This is a genomic window from Streptomyces sp. 2-1, from assembly GCF_048564895.1.
Taxonomy (GTDB): domain Bacteria; phylum Actinomycetota; class Actinomycetes; order Streptomycetales; family Streptomycetaceae; genus Streptomyces; species Streptomyces phaeochromogenes.
Genome location: NZ_CP183383.1, coordinates 2,797,456 through 2,814,128, shown reverse-complemented (window position 1 = coordinate 2,814,128; position 16,673 = coordinate 2,797,456). Strand labels below are relative to the sequence as shown.

The 16,673-nt window shown below is 72.0% G+C and carries 13 protein-coding genes and 1 pseudogene; 8 read left to right on the top strand and 6 right to left on the bottom strand.

What is annotated here, in order from left to right:
* The first annotated feature begins 80 nt into the window (after window positions 1–80).
* Window positions 81–902, top strand: coding sequence for a transglycosylase family protein (locus ACN20J_RS12335; RefSeq protein WP_189840174.1), 822 nt, complete (start codon window positions 81–83; stop codon window positions 900–902).
* On the opposite strand, the pseudogene ACN20J_RS12330 reads toward ACN20J_RS12335, so the two are convergent.
* The 3 genes and pseudogenes from ACN20J_RS12330 to ACN20J_RS12320 form a co-directional block, all read right to left on the bottom strand.
* Window positions 895–1,536, bottom strand: a pseudogene (locus ACN20J_RS12330) (ABC transporter ATP-binding protein); the annotation flags it as partial. The gene ACN20J_RS12335 and the pseudogene ACN20J_RS12330 sit on opposite strands and share 8 nt — an antisense overlap.
* Window positions 1,533–4,676: an ABC transporter permease subunit gene (locus ACN20J_RS12325; RefSeq protein ID WP_419665891.1), complete on the bottom strand. Its 3,144-nt coding sequence runs from the start codon at window positions 4,674–4,676 to the stop codon at window positions 1,533–1,535. The pseudogene ACN20J_RS12330 and the gene ACN20J_RS12325, both read right to left, overlap by 4 nt.
* Window positions 4,676–5,173 carry a hypothetical protein gene (locus ACN20J_RS12320; RefSeq protein WP_361996931.1) on the bottom strand — a complete coding sequence of 166 codons (498 nt, stop codon included), beginning with the start codon at window positions 5,171–5,173 and terminating at the stop codon, window positions 4,676–4,678. Before ACN20J_RS12320 ends, ACN20J_RS12325 begins: the two co-directional genes overlap by 1 nt.
* A gap of 128 nt (window positions 5,174–5,301) precedes the next feature.
* Here ACN20J_RS12320 and ACN20J_RS12315 point away from each other — a divergent pair, with 128 nt between their 5' ends.
* The 4 genes from ACN20J_RS12315 to ACN20J_RS12300 all read left to right on the top strand — a co-directional run bounded on the left by ACN20J_RS12315 (window position 5,302) and on the right by ACN20J_RS12300 (window position 9,371).
* On the top strand, window positions 5,302–5,841 hold the full coding sequence (locus ACN20J_RS12315) for a hypothetical protein (protein WP_190229466.1): 540 nt from the start codon (window positions 5,302–5,304) through the stop codon (window positions 5,839–5,841).
* A complete protein-coding gene (locus ACN20J_RS12310; protein ID WP_190229465.1) occupies window positions 5,816–7,114 on the top strand; it encodes an ABC transporter substrate-binding protein in 1,299 nt (432 codons plus the stop codon). The genes ACN20J_RS12315 and ACN20J_RS12310 overlap by 26 nt, the downstream gene beginning before the upstream one ends.
* Window positions 7,115–7,257: 143 nt before the next feature.
* Window positions 7,258–8,526, top strand: coding sequence for a glycosyltransferase family 4 protein (locus ACN20J_RS12305; RefSeq protein ID WP_190229464.1), 1,269 nt, complete (start codon window positions 7,258–7,260; stop codon window positions 8,524–8,526).
* Window positions 8,523–9,371: a hypothetical protein gene (locus ACN20J_RS12300; RefSeq protein ID WP_372505529.1), complete on the top strand. Its 849-nt coding sequence runs from the start codon at window positions 8,523–8,525 to the stop codon at window positions 9,369–9,371. The genes ACN20J_RS12305 and ACN20J_RS12300 overlap by 4 nt, the downstream gene beginning before the upstream one ends.
* Here the strand turns inward: ACN20J_RS12300 and ACN20J_RS12295 are convergent.
* Window positions 9,360–10,535, bottom strand: coding sequence for an epoxide hydrolase family protein (locus ACN20J_RS12295; protein WP_189840168.1), 1,176 nt, complete (start codon window positions 10,533–10,535; stop codon window positions 9,360–9,362). The genes ACN20J_RS12300 and ACN20J_RS12295 overlap by 12 nt on opposite strands.
* Before the next feature lie 63 nt (window positions 10,536–10,598).
* Between ACN20J_RS12295 and ACN20J_RS12290 the strand changes: the two genes are divergently transcribed.
* Window positions 10,599–11,591 (top strand): helix-turn-helix transcriptional regulator, encoded by a 993-nt coding sequence (locus ACN20J_RS12290; RefSeq protein ID WP_189840167.1) that lies wholly within the window; start codon window positions 10,599–10,601, stop codon window positions 11,589–11,591.
* A 351-nt stretch (window positions 11,592–11,942) separates the two neighbouring features.
* Window positions 11,943–12,158, top strand: coding sequence for an I78 family peptidase inhibitor (locus ACN20J_RS12285; RefSeq protein ID WP_055618508.1), 216 nt, complete (start codon window positions 11,943–11,945; stop codon window positions 12,156–12,158).
* Between the two features lie 181 nt (window positions 12,159–12,339).
* On the opposite strand, the gene ACN20J_RS12280 is transcribed toward ACN20J_RS12285, so the two are convergent.
* Both ACN20J_RS12280 and ACN20J_RS12275 read right to left on the bottom strand, forming a co-directional pair.
* Window positions 12,340–13,368 carry a phosphatase PAP2 family protein gene (locus ACN20J_RS12280; RefSeq protein WP_364195355.1) on the bottom strand — a complete coding sequence of 343 codons (1,029 nt, stop codon included), beginning with the start codon at window positions 13,366–13,368 and terminating at the stop codon, window positions 12,340–12,342.
* A 237-nt stretch (window positions 13,369–13,605) separates the two neighbouring features.
* On the bottom strand, window positions 13,606–14,775 hold the full coding sequence (locus ACN20J_RS12275; protein WP_361899568.1) for a glycosyltransferase family 39 protein: 1,170 nt from the start codon (window positions 14,773–14,775) through the stop codon (window positions 13,606–13,608).
* Between the two features lie 260 nt (window positions 14,776–15,035).
* Here ACN20J_RS12275 and ACN20J_RS12270 point away from each other — a divergent pair, with 260 nt between their 5' ends.
* Window positions 15,036–16,652, top strand: coding sequence for an MFS transporter (locus tag ACN20J_RS12270; protein ID WP_189840164.1), 1,617 nt, complete (start codon window positions 15,036–15,038; stop codon window positions 16,650–16,652).
* The last annotated feature ends 21 nt before the right edge of the window (window positions 16,653–16,673 follow it).

Genomic DNA, 16,673 nt, shown 5'->3' with positions numbered 1-16,673 from the left:
GTCCTCCGACCGGGTGGGGCCCCGTCGGACGCCTGCGCGGCTCACGGATGGGCCCTCACCACCCTGCCTAGCGTGGCCCGATGTCGATCAAGAGCATGCGGTACGCGGCTGTCGTCGCCGTCGTCCTGGCCCTACTCGCCCCCGGGGCGGCGGTCGCGGCACCACCGCCCGCGGGACCGCCGCCCACGGCACCCGGTCCGTCGGTGCCGGGCCGGGTGCCCTACAGCTGTGCCAAGGACCAGTGGCCGTGGGGCTGTCTCGCCCAGTGCGAGAGCAGTGGCCGCTGGAACGCGAACACCGGGAACAGGTTCTACGGAGGGCTGCAGTTCTGGCAGCCCACCTGGAAGGCGTTCGGCGGACTGGCCTACGCGCCGCGCGCGGACCTCGCCACGCGGGCCGAGCAGATCCGGGTCGCGGAGGAGGTGGTGAGCGTCCAGGGGTGGGAGGCGTGGCCCGTCTGTGCCAAGAGGTACAAACTCAAGGGCCGGGCCCACTTCGTGAAACGTGGTGAGTCACTCGCGTCGATCGCCCGCCGGTACCGCGTCAAGGGCGGCTGGAAGGCGCTCTACAAGCTCAACCGGAAGATGGTCGGCGAGGACCCGGGGCAGCTGAATTCCGGCACCATGCTGAAGCTGCCGAAGGGGGCGGGACCGGGACGGCTGGTCACTCCGGTGCTTCCTCCGGTGACGTCTCCGGCGGTTCCTCCGGCGGTTCCTCCGGAGGACGCGGCCACCGGCTCCCCGAGTCTCTCGGGCATGTCGGACTCGGAGGCACGGGAGGCACGGGAGACGCAGGAGGTCCTGCAGTCCCCACAGGCCCGTGCCGCCTCGAAGCCTCTGCCGGTCCTGATGGGCCCGCCGTTGCCGAGGCAGCCGTCGCCGCCGTTTCCGCCGTCTCCGTAGCCTCGCCGCTGAACACGACAGCGCCGCGCCGGAGTTCGTACACGATCGCCGTCCTTGCGCGCAGGCCGGGCGGCAGGCGTTGCTCGGCCACGATCACGCAGGCGTCGAGGCCGCTCAGCAGCTCGTAGGTGCGGGCGGCGACCGTCGGGGACATGCCCTGTGCGGGTTCGTCGACGAGGACCACGCGCGCGCGTGCCAGGAGGGCGCGGGAGAGGGCGAGCATGCGCTGCTCGCCGCCGGAGAGGGTTCCCGCTCTTCTGGCGAGCAGCGGGCCCAGTTGGGGATACGCCTCCAGGGCGGGCGTGAAGTCCTGGCCGGGGGCGGCGAGTCCGAGGTTCTCGCGGACGGTGAGCGAGCCGAAGACGGCCCGGCGGTCCGGGACGAGGCACAGACCGCGGCGGGCCCGTTCGTACGCGGGCATCCCCGTGACGTCGGTGCCGTCCCAGACCACGGCCCCGCGGGAGAGGGGCGCGGTTCCGGCGAGGGCGCGCAGCGCGGTCGTACGGCCCGAGCCGTTGCGGCCGAGCAGGACGGTGACGCCGGGGGCGGGAGCGTGGAGCGACACCCCGTGGAGCGCCTCCAGCGGGCCGTACCGCACGCGCGCGTGGCGCAGGGAGATCCCGGGCGCGCTCATCCGTCGACCGCCGTTCCGAGCCCCTGGCTTCCCTGGCCGCCCTGGTGTCCCTGGTACCCCTGGTGTGCTTCCAGCCGGTCGAGGCCTTCGAGTACGTGGTCGGCGGGGCCGGAGGCGACGACGCGGCCCGCCGTCATCACGTGCACGGTGTCGGCCAGGTCGGCCACGAGGTCCAGGTCGTGCTCGACGACGAGCAGGGCCGTACCGTCCGCGGCCAGCGCCCCCAGCACGCGGGCCAGCGCCGCCACTTCGGCCGTGTCCAGCCCTGCCGCCGGCTCGTCGAGGAGCAGGACACGGGGGTTTCCCGCCAGGGCCCGTGCGAGTTCGGCCCGCCGCAGGGTGCCGGTCGGCAGGCCTGCCGCCGGGAGTGCCCGTACGGCTCCGTCGAGCCCGAGCAGCCGCAGCGTCCGTTCCACGGCGTCCGCGTCCACGACTCGGCCCTGCTCGGCACCCACGCGTACGTTCTCGGCCACCGTGAGGGTGGGGAAGACGGCGAGTTGCTGAAAGGTGCGGGCGATACCGAGCCGGGTCCGGGCGTGGGCGGGCAGCCGGGTGATGTCCCGCTCCCCGAGCCCGATCCGCCCGGCATCCGGCCGCACGGTCCCGGCGAGGCAGTGGAACAGGGTGCTCTTCCCTGCCCCGTTGGGCCCGACGACCGCGGTGATCCGACCCGGGACCAGATCGAGGTCCACGCCGTCCAGAGCGGTGAACCCGTCGTAGGCGACACGGAGGGCACGGGCGCGGAGCACGGGGTGGACGGGGTGAACCGGCGTGGTGCGGAACGGCCGGGGGCGGGTGGGCGAGGCAGGCCCTGTGGTGGGGGTTCCGGGGCCGACGGGCGGGGTCGGCTGCGCCGCGTCGGATTGCCTGGCGTGGTCGGGGGGCCGCGGGGTGTTGGGTTCGCCGCCGTGGGTGCGAGGGCCGGGCGTGCTGGGCTGGTTCCGGTTCTCGGCGGGACCCGGACCCGGGCCCTTCGCCTCGGGGACCTGGGCGGGTCGAGCCGGGCCCTCGCCCCGGTCCTCACCGGGCGTCGGAGGAGCGCCGGAATCCGTGGACCTGGGACCGGCGGCACGGTCCGTCGTGTCGGATGGCCAGGAAGGGCCGGGCTCGCCGGTCGCCGGAGTCGGCCGTGGGACCGGCCGAGTCACCAGCGGGCGGCCTCCGGTGAGCCTCGTGCCGGTGTCCGTGCCCGTGTTCATGCCGGTGTCCGGGGCGGCGTACGGGACCGTCACCGCAGTCGCGCCCGCCGCGGCCACCACGTGGGGGCGGGTGCCGGGCCCCGTGAGTGTCGCCCGCAGTCTCCGTCTCACCCCGGTGCCCAGGGGAGTGAGCGTCACCTCGCGGCGCAGGCGCAGGCGTTCGGCCGCCAGGCGCAGGGCCTCGTACGGGCCGCCCGGGAAGCGGCCCACGAGGACGGCCAGGAGGCCGATCAGGGCCGCCGCGACGCCGCCGCGTGTGCCTGCGTCCAGGCCGACCAGGAGGGCCGCCGCGAGCAGCGCGCCGAGGACGCTGTCGGCGCCGAGGACGACGATCGCGGCGAACCACAGCAGGCCGCGGACCGGGTCGTACGCGGCGGGGTCGAAGGCGCGCAGGCCCATGCCGAGCATGCCGCCGCCGAGCGCGGCCAGCGCGGCGCCCGCCACGAAGGCCGTCAGTTTGAGCGCCGGCACGCGGACGCCCGCCGCCGACGCGCCCGCCTCGTGGTCGCGCATCGCGGCCAGGGCCCGGCCCGTACGGCCCCGGCGCAGTGCGTGGGCGGCCAGCAACGCGCCCGCGAGGAGGACGAGTTCGAGGGCGTAGTAGGCGCGGTCGCCGTCGAAGCCCGCCGGGCGGCCGAGCGTCAGGCCCGAGGTCGCGTACGGCTGGGCGAAGACGAAGCGGCTGACGCCGACGCCCACCGCGAAGGTGGCCAGGGCGAGGGCCAGGCCGTGGCGGCCGATGGCGGGCCAGCCGGTCAGCAGGCCCAGGGGTGCCACCAGCAGGACGGCGACCGCGAGCGCGGCCAGTTCGGGGAGCTCCGGCAGGCCCGGGAAGCGGCCGGCCGCCAGCAGTGCGGTGAAGAGGGCGCCCAGACCCGCGTACGCCGCCTGGCCCAGTGAGATCTGGCCACCGCGGCCCGTCACCACGACCAGGGACAGGAGGACGACTCCCAGGGCCGGGACCTGGACGGACGTGTGCAGGTCCGAGCCCGCGAAGCCCAGGGGGAGCAGGAACAGGACCACGGCCACGATCCACGCGCCCGGCGGGGTTGCCACCCGGGCCGTCGCCGTGCGCGGAAGCGCGTCCCGCGTGCCGATTCCCGGCAGGACCAGCGCCGCGATCAGCAGGGCGACGACGAAGAGGTTCGCGCCCACCGCCTGGAGCAGCGGCTCCCGCCAGCCCGTCGGATGCAGCCGGGTGAGCTGGCTCTGGGCGACCCCGATGCCCAGGGCCACGACCACGGCCACCGGCAGGCTCCGCATCCGGGCGGCCACCGCGACCGCCACCACCTCCATCACCAGAAGTGGCATGCCGTACGGGTCCAGGCGTACGTACGGGGCCAGCAGCACGCCCGTCAGGCCCGCCGTGAAGGAGCCGAAGGCCCAGCCGGCCGCGGCCACCCGGTCCGCGTCGATGCCGCCGAGGACGGCGAGTGACCGGTCGTCGACCACGGCCCGCAGCTCCCGGCCGAAGCGGGTCCAGCGGATCACCGCGCCGACGCCGACGGCCAGCACGAGGGTCACGGCCAGCTGCCCCCAGGGGTCCGCCGAGACGAGTGCCGGCGCGTCCGAGCGCGCGCCGGGGCCCCAGATCAGCGCCGCGCCGCCGACGAGCAGGACGAACACGCCGATGGACGCGACGAGGGTCTGCGCCGGGTCGCTGCCGAGGACGGACAGGGGACGGAAGACGAACCGTTCCAGCGCCATGCCGATGCCCGGGGCCACCACGAGCAGCGTGAGCGCGGCGGCGAGCGGCAGCGGCCAGTCCCACTCGACCGTGAGCTGCCACAGCAGATAGGCGCACACCATGGCGATGGCGCCGTGCGCGAAGTTGAGCACTCCGGTCGCCCGGTGGGTCACGACCAGGCCGATCCCGGTGAGCGCGGCGGCGCTGCCGACGGAGAGCCCGGCGAGCGTGAGGTCGTACGTCAGGGTCGCCATCAGCCGTCCGCCCCGGACGACCGGGCGTCCGAGGCGGTGGGCTCGCAGATCGGGCAGGGGGCCAGTTCCCCGCCCGCGAGGACCCGTGAGTCGACCGGCAGGGCCTCCGTCTTCCCGGAGACCAGCGGGCAGTCCGCGCGGTGCCACAGCGTGCCGCCGGGCACCATCAGGAGGTCTCCGCTGACGGCCACGGGCGCGGAAGCCGCCTGCCCGGACTCGTCGGCGTCGGCGGGATCGGCGGCCACCAGGAGCCCGTACAGCTCCTCCACGCGGGCCGCAGCGAGGGCGTTCCTGCCGTGGGTGAGGAGCACCGCGCCCGCGATGATCAGCGCGGCACCCGGCACCGTGCAGGACGCCAGGTAGGGCAGCTGGCGCTCGGCGAACCGCTCGCCGGAGATCCCGTACCAGCCGAGGACGCACAGCACCGCTCCCGCGGCGAGCGCGGCCCACCCGGCCCAGAGGACGGGGTGCACGGTCCGCAGTCGAGCTGTTCGCATGGGGGCTCCCATGTCATGTGTCCGGCTGTCTTCCAAGTCCGCCGATGGACTTGCACTATGCCTTCTGCAAGCTGACCCTGAAAGCTCCGGGCGCACTTGGCCCGGACCGACACCCGGTGGTGAGCCAGATGGTTCTCGGGAGTGACCTCAGGCGGGGGACAGGCCGGGGGCTGGCGGTGGCGGTACTCGTCCTCGCCTCGGCTCTTACGGCCTGCGGCGACGACAGCGGCGGCGACGACACGACTCCGCCCTCGCCCTCCGTGGAGCAGCCCACGACGACCGAGCCGAGTCCGAGCGCGAGCGCTCCGGACGATCCGGCGGCGGCCGAGAAGGAGATCAAGGAGAACTGGAAGAAGTTCTTCGACCCCGACGTCCCCCTGAAGGACAAACAGGCCGTCCTGGAGAACGGCGACAACATGGCTCAGGTTCTGGAGAGCTTCAGCGGCGACGAGCGCGGCGGGCAGGTGGAGGCGACCGTCGACCAGGTCGAGTTCACCGCGCCGACCGCGGCGAACGTGACGTACACGCTCACCCTGAAGGGCGCCACGGTCATGCCGAACGCCGCGGGGACCGCCGTCGAGCAGGACGGCACGTGGAAGGTGTCCGTCAAGACGCTGTGCGGTCTGGTCGGGCTGAGCGGCAATGCGTCGCCGGGTCCGGGTTGCTGAGTGCGCTGTCGCGGGCCTGCTGCTCCTGGTGGGCACGGCCTGCGGCAGCCGTCTCCCGGAGAGCGACTTCGAGGACCGGCCAGGCCGTACGCCTACGCGGAGCGGCACCGCGGAACCCCTGCGCGTAGGCATCATCACGAGCGCCACCAGCCCGGTCGGCGGCAACACCTTCACCGGGCCGCGTGACGGTGCGAAGGCCTACTTCGACCGGCTGAACGCGCGCGGCGGCATCGACGGCCGCCGGGTCGACGTCCGTATGTGCGACGACGGCGGCAGCGGTGTCGGCAACAACGAATGCGTGCACAAGCTCGTCGACGAGGACAAGGTCGTCGCCCTCGTCGCCACCAGCGCGCTCGACTACGCGGGCGCCTCCCGGGTGTCACGCGCGCGCGTGCCCGACATCGGCGGGCAGCCCATCGGCGCGGCGTACGACACCTATCCGCACCTGTACGGGATCTACGGCAGCCTCGCCCCGCGGAACGGAAAGCCCGGCTGGGACGGGAAGCTGTACGGCGGCACCGAGATCTACCGCTACTTCAAGCGCGAGCAGGGCGCCCGGACGGCCGCCGTCGTCTCGTACAACCAGTCCGCGTCGGCCGCGTACGCGCGGCTCGTCACCCAGGGCCTGAAGGCCGAGGGCTACAAGGTGGTCACCGAACAGGTCGACTTCGCGCTGCCCAACTTCCGTGCCGCGGCGGCCGATCTGAAGGAACAGGGCGCCGACGTGGTCTTCGACGCCATCGACACCTACGGCAACGCGCAGCTGTGCAAGGCGATGGACGACGTCGGCGCCGATGTCCTCGCCAAGGTCACCAACGTGCAGAACTGGACGTCCACCGTCCGTGAGGACTACAAGGACGCGCCGCGCTGCCGCAACGCCCTGTGGGCGACGAGCGCGAGCCGCAACTACGACGACACGGCCACGGACCAGGAGGCCCTACGGGAGTTCCGGGACGGCACGAAGAACCTGAAGAGCCACTCCCAGTGGCAGCTGGAGGGCTGGGCCGCCGCGATGTGGTTCACGGACGCGGCCAGGTCCTGCGCGAAGACGGGCGTCACGCGCGCGTGCGTCGACCGTTTCATGGACACCGGGAAGCCGTACACGGCCGACGGTCTGCTGCTGCCCGTCCGGTACGAGCGCCTGCCCGAACCCCCGAAGACCCGCAGGACCTGCCTCTCGGTGGCCCGCTGGGAGGACGCCGACGGGTGGGTGACTCAGGGCGACATGAACGACGAATGCTTCGACGTGCCGCAGTTGCCCTACAAGCCCTGATGCGTCCCGGCGCCAAAAGGTTCCCCCATCCGGCTACCGATGGCGCAACTGTTCGGGAACAGGATGATAAGTAAGCCCAACCATCACCCCAACTCCCCGGTCTAACCCACAGGTAGCTGGATGAGCCGGAGATACGGGGACGCATGCAGATCTCTTTCCTGATACACAACGCCTACGGAATCGGTGGGACGATCCGGACGACGTACAACCTTGCGAACACCCTTGCCGAGCAGCACGACGTCGAGATCGTCTCCGTACTCCGCCACCGTGACGAGCCGGTCTTCGCACCGGATCCACGTGTGCGCGTGCGCCATCTCGTCGACATCCGCACGAACAGCCCGGGGTACGAGGGCGACGACCCCGCCTACCGGGCGCCGGCCCGCGTCTTCCCGCGTGGGGAGGTCCGCTACGACCAGTACAGCGCTCTGACCGACCGCCGTATCGCGGACCACCTCTCGAAGGTCGACTCCGACGTGGTGATCGGCACCCGTCCGGGGCTCAACGTGCATCTGGCCCGCGAGACCAGACGGGGGCCGCTCCGCGTCGGCCAGGAGCACCTCACGCTCGACACCCACTCGGAGTCCCTGCGCACGGAACTGCGCGGCGCCTACCCGCGGCTCGACGCGCTCACCACGACCACGAAGGCGGACGCGGGGGCGTACGGCAAGAAGATGCGGCTGCCCGGCGTGCACGTCGAGGCCGTCCCCAACCCGGTGCCCGCCCCCGGCATCGAGCCTGCGGACGGTTCCGGCAAGTGGGTCGTGGCGGCCGGGCGGCTCGCCCCGGTCAAGCGGTACGACCTGCTGATCAAGGCCTTCGACCGGGTGCGCCGGCAGCGGCCCGACTGGCGGCTGCGGATCTACGGCGGCGGCAAGCAGAAGGACAAGCTGCGAAAGCTCATCGACGAACTGGGCCTCTACAACCACGTGTTGCTGATGGGCCCGGCGCATCCCATCGAGCCGGAGTGGGCCAAGGGATCCATCGCCGCCGTCACCTCCAGCCTGGAGTCCTTCGGCATGACGATCGTCGAGGCCATGCGCTGCGGCCTGCCCGTCGTCTCCACGGACTGCCCGCACGGCCCGGGGGAGATCATCTACAACGGCGTGGACGGACGTCTCGTGCCCGTCGGCAACGTCGAGGCCATCGCCGACGGACTGCTCGAACTGATCAACAACGACGAGCTGCGGCAGCGGATGGCGCACGCCGCGCTCGAGGACTCCGCGCGCTTCGACCCCGCCCGGATCGCCGAACGCTACGAGTCGATCTTCTCCGGTCTCGTCCCGCGCGGCGGCGATTCGAAGATCGGCCGGATGCGCGGCTCACTGCATCGCACGCGCGGCGCCCTGCTCGGCGGTGCGTATGCCGTCCGGGATGCCGGACGGACCGTACTCGGAAAGGACAGCTCCGCATGATGACGGTGGCTCCGCAGGCCTCGCACCGGCACTCCGAGAAGGACGTGACCATGCCTCCGGGTGCCGACTGCATCGCCGACTCTGCGGGCGGGCTCACCTTCGACATCACCGACCCCGGCCCGGACGCCGCGGTCGGCGACACGCATCTCGTGCTCCGGCACCGGGACGGCGTCCAGGAGGTCCGGCTGCCGCTCACCCCGGCCGCCGACGGCCGGCTGCGTGCCGCGCTGCCCAGCAGTGTCGAGCTGCCCGAGGGCCGCTGGGACGCCTACGCCCAGGTCGCCGGCGGCGAGCCGCAGCGCCTGGCACCCGGCCTCAACGACCTGCGCTCGCTGGTCGACCGGGTGCCGAGCGGTGCCCGCGGCCATGTCGCCGTCCGTATCCCGTACGGCACCAAGCACGGCAACCTCTCCGTCCGCAGCTGGCTGCGCGCCCCGCACGCCGAGGCGGGCGAACTGCGCATCGGAAAAGCGGAGTTGGGCGTACGGGGTCAGGTGTACGGCGTCGAGCTCACCCCCGACGCCTACGCCGAACTGCGCGTCCGCGCGGAGCCGGAGACCGTGGTGCGGGCCGAAGTCACCCTGGACCAGGCCCGGTTCGGTCTCACGGTGGCCTACTCCCAGCTGACGGAGGGCGTCTGGGATCTGTGGCTGCGCCCGGCGGGGGAGACCGGGCCGCGGGTACGGATCGCCCGGCTGCTCGACGACATCGCCGACAAGAAGCCGATCTTCAGCTACCCGAAGGTCACCGTGGAGACGGTGTACGGCCCGGCGGAGGCCGGGCCGTACTACACGAGCGACAACGACCTGTCGGTGACCGTCAGCCCGGTGGGCTCACCGCAGTGAGGCGAAGAACTCCCTGATGTCGCCGGTCAGCAGCTCCGGTACCTCCAGGGCCGCGAAGTGCCCGCCGCGGTCGAACTCCGTCCAGCGGACAACGGTGTTGGTCTCCTCGGTCCAGCGCCGGATCGCCACGTCCTCGCCGAAGTTCGCGACGGCGGTGGGCACTTCGGAGCGCGTGACGGGGAACCAGTCACCGCTGTGGCCGTTCTCGTAGTACATCCGCGCCGCTGAACCGGCCGTCCCGGTCAGCCAGTACAGCATCACGTTCGTCAGCAGCGTGTCCCGGTCGACCGCGTCCTCGGGCAGCTCGGCCGAGGAGTGCGTCCACTCCTTGAACTTCTCCATGATCCACGCGAGTTGGCCGACGGGGGAGTCGACCAGGCTGTACGCGAGAGTCTGCGGGCGGGTCGACTGCAGGACGTTGTAGCCGAAGCCGTCGCTGGTGAACCTGCCGATGGCCGCGAGGCTCTGCCGCTCCCGGTCCGTCAGTTCGGCCTGGACGTCCTCGGGCACGGGACCGAGCGGGATGAAGCCGACGGACGCCGCGTTCACATGGACCCCGATCACCGACTCGGGCGCGACCCGGCCGAGCGCGGGCGAGATCAGCGCGCCCAGGTCGCCGCCCTGCGCGCCGTACCGCTCGTAGCCGAGCCGGCGCATCAGCTCGGCCCACGCCCGGGCCGTACGGCCGACGTTCCAGCCGCGGTCCTTCGTGGGCCCGGAGAAGCCGAAGCCGGGGATGGCCGGGATCACCAGGTGGAAGGCGTCGGCCGGGTCGCCGCCGTGGGCGCGCGGGTCGCTCAGCGGGCCGATCAGGCCGAGGAACTCCACGATCGAGCCCGGCCAGCCGTGCGTCAGGATCAGCGGCACCGCGTCCGGCTCGGGCGAGCGGACGTGCAGGAAGTGCACCTGGGCGCCGTCGATCTCCGTCACGAACTGCGGGATCTCGTTCAGGGCCGCCTCGTGCTTGCGCCAGTCGTACGCGCCCCGCCAGTGGCCGGCCAGCTCACGGAGATACGGCAGCGAGGCCCCGTACTCCCAGTCCACGCCCGGGAGCTCGTCGGGCCAGCGGGTCAGGTCCAGGCGGGTGTGCAGGTCGTCGAGCTGCGCCTGAGGGATGTCGATCCGGAAGGGGCGGATCTCTTCGCTTGCGCTGTTGTCTGCCATGTCTCGAAAGGTACGCACCCTTGCGGACAAGTACTGTCCGCAATGCCTGGCAGACTCGGATTCATGTTGGAGACCTCGGCACGACTCCTGCGTCTGCTCTCCCTGCTGCAGGCGCACCGCGAATGGTCGGGCGCCGCCCTGGCCGACCGCCTCGGCGTCACCCCGCGCACGGTCCGCCGCGACGTGGACCGGCTGCGCGAACTCGGCTATCCGGTGAACGCGAGCCCCGGCACGGGCGGCGGCTACCAGCTCGGCGTGGGCGCCGAACTGCCACCGCTGCTCCTCGACGACGACGAGGCGGTCGCCGTGGCCGTCGGCCTGCGCACCGCCGCCGGACAGGGCATCGAGGGCATCGGTGAGACCTCCGTACGCGCTCTCACCAAGCTCGAACAGGTGCTGCCGCACCGGCTGCGCCGCCGGGTCGGCGCCCTCAACGCCTTCACCGTGCCGATGCTGCGCGGCCCCCAGCCCTCTGCCGTCGACCCGGCCGTCCTGACCGACCTGGCCGCCGCCTGCCGCGACTCGGAGCGGCTGCGCTTCGAGTACCGCGACCACGGCGGCTCCTCGACCCGCCGCACGGTCGAACCGCACCGCCTGGTGTGCACCGAGCGCCGCTGGTACCTGGTCGCCTGGGACGTCGACCGCGACGACTGGCGTACGTTCCGGGCCGACCGCGTCACGCCCAAGCCGCCCCACGGACCGCGCTTCACGCCCCGGCAGCCGCCCGCCGACGACCTGGCCGCCTATGTGTCCAAGGGCGTGTCCGTCCGCGCCTACGCCACGCACGCCGTCGTCCGGCTGCTCGTGCCGAAGGAGGAGGCGGCCCAGCGGATCTCCCCCTCGGCCGGGACGCTGGAGGCGGAGAGCGACGGCAGCTGCATCCTGCGCACCGGGGCCGCCAGCCTCGACGTGATGGTGATCCACGTGATGCTGATGGGCGTCGAGTTCGAGGTGCTGGAACCCGTCGAGCTCGTCGAGGCGATCAGGACGGCGCGGGACCGGCTGAGCCGGACGCTGGAGCGGGCTGCGCCGGAGGGACGGCGTACGGCCTCCTGAAGCGCGGGTCCTGTGCTTGAGCCATGCATTTCCTATGGTGTGTCAGCTTCCGGAACACACCCCGGAATCGGAAAGAAAAAGCGCGGACGCGGGGTCGGCATCGCGTTTTCCGGCCTGATATTCGGGCCGCGGTCGCGGTAGTCCCGGGTACTCCCGAATTACGTTCGAAGGTGGGCGGAACACGTACGGAACCGCCCGTACGTGTGATGGCCCGATGTGCATCAGTTCATGTCGCGGAGGTCGAAACGGGTGTCGTTGTCCTGTGACAGAAGCGTGACCGGAGAGGGACCGGTGACTGATGGTGGCGGGCCCGGGGTTCCGCCGCCGCATTCCGCCGCCTAACGTGGCGGCATGGCACCGATTCCCACTCCTCCCGCAGAGCCCTCGGACACTCCGGACGCGTACGTCGGACTGGAGGCGGGCGGCGCAGAGCGGCTGGCCCGTGAACGTGGCTGGTCCACGGTGCGGTCGCTGCCACCGGGCGCGATCATCACGATGGAGTACCTCTCGGGGCGGCTGAACTTCGAGGTCGCCGACGGCCGGGTGACGCGCTGCTGGAAGGGCTGACCCGCCAGCCCGCCACCATCTGCCGTCCGCACAGCGAGAAGCCTGCACCGAGAAACATGCGCATCGTGAAGCCCGCGCATCGTGGCGCATGGCAAGCATGGCGAAGGCCCCGGCTCAAGGAGCCGGGGCCTTCGCCATGCGCGGGGCGTGGTGTGTGCGTACCGGGCCCCGCAGTCCTTGCTCAGCCGCCCGTCAGGGGGCGGGCCGAGGTGGTGCCACGTGTCACTCGGTCCGACTGCGGAGGTCTGCGGCTTCCGATGGGCGTGACAGGGGTGCGCTCGGAGCGGGCCAGATGCGGGCCCGGCGCCAGGTAGCCGCCCTGCGCCCGGGGCGGCCGGGAGGCGGCCACCGGCTCGCGCACCACGGGCTCCTCGTCGCCTGCCGGGCTGTCGAGCGGGGAGAGCGCCACGGGAGCGCCCACCGGGGCGGCCGGAGCGGGCGCGGTGCCGCGACGGCGGTTGCGCCAGGCGTCGCGCAGGTCGAAGATCCCGGTCTCGGCGCGCGCGATCAGCGGCTCGCACCAGGGCAGCGCGAGGAGGATCAGCAGGCCGGCGGCCCAGCCGAGCACCACGTCGCTCAACCAGTGCGTGCCGAGGTACACGGTGGTCAGGCCGACGCCGAGTGAGACCACGGCGGAGACGGCCGACAGCCAGCGGCGGGCACGCGGCGTCGAGGCCAGATAGGCGAGGATGCCCCAGGTCACGACGGCGTTGGCGGTGTGGCCCGAAGGAAATATGTCGCCGCCCAGCCACATCTCGTTCGAGCCGACGTTGGTCGCGTAGTGCGGACCGAGACGGCCCATGCTCAGCTTCGCGGCGCCCACCGTGATGTTCAGCAGCAGCAGCGAGGCGCCCAGGACGAGCAGCGGGCGCAGGGTGTGCTGCCGCCAGGAACGCCAGCCCAGCCAGGCCGCGATCATCACGGCGGTGGGGCCGCGCTGGCCCAGCACCACGTAGTAGTCGAGGAACGCGTGGATCTCCGGCCACTGCTGGTACGGCCGGAAGAACATGACCTGCCAGTCGAACCGGACCAGCCACGACGTGATCACGATGGCCCACACGATGGCGACGTAGAAGGCGAGCGTGGACGCGAAGAGGACCACTCGGTGCCGGCTCATCCTGGGCACGTCGATGTGGGCCGGTCGTTCCGGCTCACGGTCCAGCCGGGCGAAGACCCGGTCCAGACGAGTCAGCTTTCGTTCGGTACGCACTCAATCGACGTTACAGCGAGTGAGCTGTGTTCCAGGCCGAAGCACCCTCTTTGTGATGACGATGTGATGTGGGATTGCTCTCAGGAGGGCGTTTATTTCCTTGGATTATGGAATCCCTCGTCCGCTCTTCCTTCCATTCGATTGATCATTCCAATGTGAAGTTTTGGGGCGCTTTTGAATTCGTTCACCGAATGCTCGCGCGCACTTCTCCAACTGCTCACCCGCCACCCTGGGTGATCATGGCGGCCCGGAACCGTTCAGCCAGAAGGCGCCGTACGCCGCCGAGACCGCCGCCACACCGCCCAGCACCCACGCCGACCTGGAGGTTCGCAGCCGGGCGAGGGCCAGGGCGGGGGGCAGCAGCAGGGGGAAGGCGGGCAGCAGAAGGCGTGGTTTCGAGCCGAAGTAGCTCGACGCGCACAGGGCGAGCAGGGTGACGACCCCCGCGTACACCAGAAGTGGCAGCGGCTGCCGCTGCCGTACGCAGATCACGTACAGCCAGACCAGCAGGCCGACCCCGACGATCAGCGCGAGTCCGGCGAGGGCCGACGGGAACGACGTGAACTTGTCGGCGACGAAGCGGGCGAAGGCGTAGCCACCGTCGAAGCCGTTGCGCCAGCCCGCCTGGACGTCGAGATAGCCCAGCGGGCCCTTCCCCGTGTGACGGCCGACCCACAGGACGTAGCCGGCGGCGCCGAGGGGCGCGATCAGCATGGCCAGGGCGCGCCGCCATCCCGGTGCGCCGGTCCGCGCCGGAACGCTCCGCTCCCGTACGAACGAGGCGATCGCCGCCACCCAGACGGCCGCGACCACCGCCGCGCCCACCGGGCGGGTCAGGCCGGCCAGTGACGCGAGCAGGCCCGCGGTCAGCCAGCGGCCGGTCAGGACCGCGTACAGCGACCAGGCGGCGAGCGCCGTGAACAGCGACTCGCTGTACGCCATCGACTGCACGATGCCGACGGGCAGGACCGCCCACAGCAGCACCGCGCAGATCCCGGCCCGGCGCCCGTACACATGGTCCGCGACCGCGAAGATCCCCCAGGCCGCGGCGAGCGAGGCCAGCGCGCTGACCAGCAGGCCCGCGTCCGCGTGGGAGAGAGGGGTGACCGCAGCGAAGGCCCGCTCCAGCCAGGGCAGCAGCGGGAAGAACGCCAGGTTCGAGTGGACGTCCCCGTTGGGCAGCCGTACCTCATAGCCGTAGCCGAGCTCGGCGACCCTCGTGTACCAGAGGGAGTCCCAGCGGGCGGAGAGCAGCTGGTGCGCGCTCTTGTCCCGGGCCGCGCTCCACACGGCCAGCGTCACCAGGCCCAGCGCGCGCACCGCCGCGTATCCGAGGAGAGCGGGCGCGGCACGGCGCCAGGCGGGTCCCGCACCGGGCGGCGCGACGGGCGTTTCAAGATCGGTCACGGGCTCGATTATCGATGCCGCCCGGAACCGGGGACCCCGGCGGGGCGTGCTTGCCCACGGGGGAGCGTGGCGCACGCCACACGTGTCGACAAGGAACGTGAGAGGTCCGCCACCTGTCCTCCGTGGGAACTCGCGTACCCTGACCACTCACTCGCCTTTGTTGCGTGGGTCCGGGACACCGCTCCTCCTGGGCCGCAGCCGCAGGGAGTCCCCACCCAGCGGATCCGCCGAACGCGAGGGAACATCTGGGAGGTACGTACATGTCCGGGACTACCACGGCCGCTGCGCGTTGCCGTCGGGAGACCGGGGCCGGTGCAAACCGCTGGGTTGTCCTCATCGTCCTCTGCGTCAGCCTGCTGCTGGTCGCCGTCGACGCCACCGTGCTGCACGTCGCAGTGCCCGCAGTCACCGAGGACCTCACACCCGGCGCGATAGAGCTGCTCTGGATCGTCGACATCTACCCGCTCGTCTGCGCCTCGCTGCTGATTCTCTTCGGCACGCTGGGTGACCGCGTCGGTCGCAGACGCGTTCTTCTCCTCGGCTACGCGCTCTTCGGCGTCGCCTCCGCCATAGCGGCCCTCGCCGACAGCGCGCAGGTGCTGATCGCGGCGCGTGCCCTGCTCGGCGTCGGCGGCGCGATGATCATGCCCGCGACGCTGTCGATCCTGCGGCAGGTCTTTCCGGACCGGCGTGAGCGGGCGCTCGCGATCGGCGTCTGGAGCGCCGTCGCCGCGGTCGGCGCGGCCGTCGGACCCCTGCTCGGCGGGTTCCTGCTCGAACACTTCTGGTGGGGTTCGGTCTTCCTCATCAACATCCCGCTGATGCTCGTCAGCCTGCCCGTCGGGCGGCTGCTGCTGCCCGAGTCGACCGGTGACGGCGACGGGCCGTGGGACGTAGTCGGCGCGCTGATGGCCGCGGCCGGACTCTTCGGCGTCGTTCTCGGAGTGAAGCGCCTCGGCGGCGGAGAGGCCCCGCTGAGCGCCTTCACGGCGGTACCGCTTCTCGTGGGCGCCGGGCTGCTCGTCGCCTTCGTACGCCGGCAGCGGCGGCGCAGGCATCCGCTCGTCGACCTGAAGATGTTCTCGCGGCCCGCGTTCAGCACGTCCGTGGGGTGCATCGTGCTCGCGATGCTCGCGCTGGTCGGCCTTGAGCTGATCGCCGCGCAGTATCTCCAGCTCGTGCTGAAGCTCTCCCCGCTGGAGACCGGGCTGCGACTGCTGCCGCTCACCATCGCCGCGATGGCCGCGGGACTCGTCGGGGCGAAGCTGTTGCAGCGGTTCGGGCCACGGACCATGGTCTGTTCCGGCTTCTGTCTCACCGCCGCGGCTGTCGTCACGCTGACCGGGATGGGCAGCCACGACAACGCTCCCCTGCTGCTCACCGGGTTCGTACTGCTCGGGTTCGGGCTTGAGGTGACGCTCTTCGGGGCGTACGAGTCGATGCTGAGCGAGGCTCCGCAGGAGCAGGCCGGCGGGGCCGCGGCGATCGGGGAGACGTCGTACCAGCTCGGGGCCGGGATCGGGATCGCGCTTCTGGGGAGCGTGATGAACGCGGCGTACGCACCCGGGCTGGCCTCCGTTCCGGGGGTGTCCGACGGTGAGTCCGCTGCGGCTCGGCATTCCCTGGGGGAGGCCTATGAGGTCGCGGGGCAGTTGGGCGGGGGGCCCGGCGAGGCGTTGCGGCACGCTGCCCGGCATGCGTTTGTGCATGGGCTGCATGTGACGTTGCTGGTGAGTGCGGGGTTGTTGCTGCTGGGAGCGGTGATGGCGCTGCGGTTGCCTCGGGCCATGGAGTGCGGGTCGGCGGCCGGTGTCGACGTTCCCGGGCCTCGGGAGGCGGAGGCGGAGACTTCGCTGCGGGTGGAGTCCGTCGGCTGAGGGCTTGTCGTCGGCCGGCGG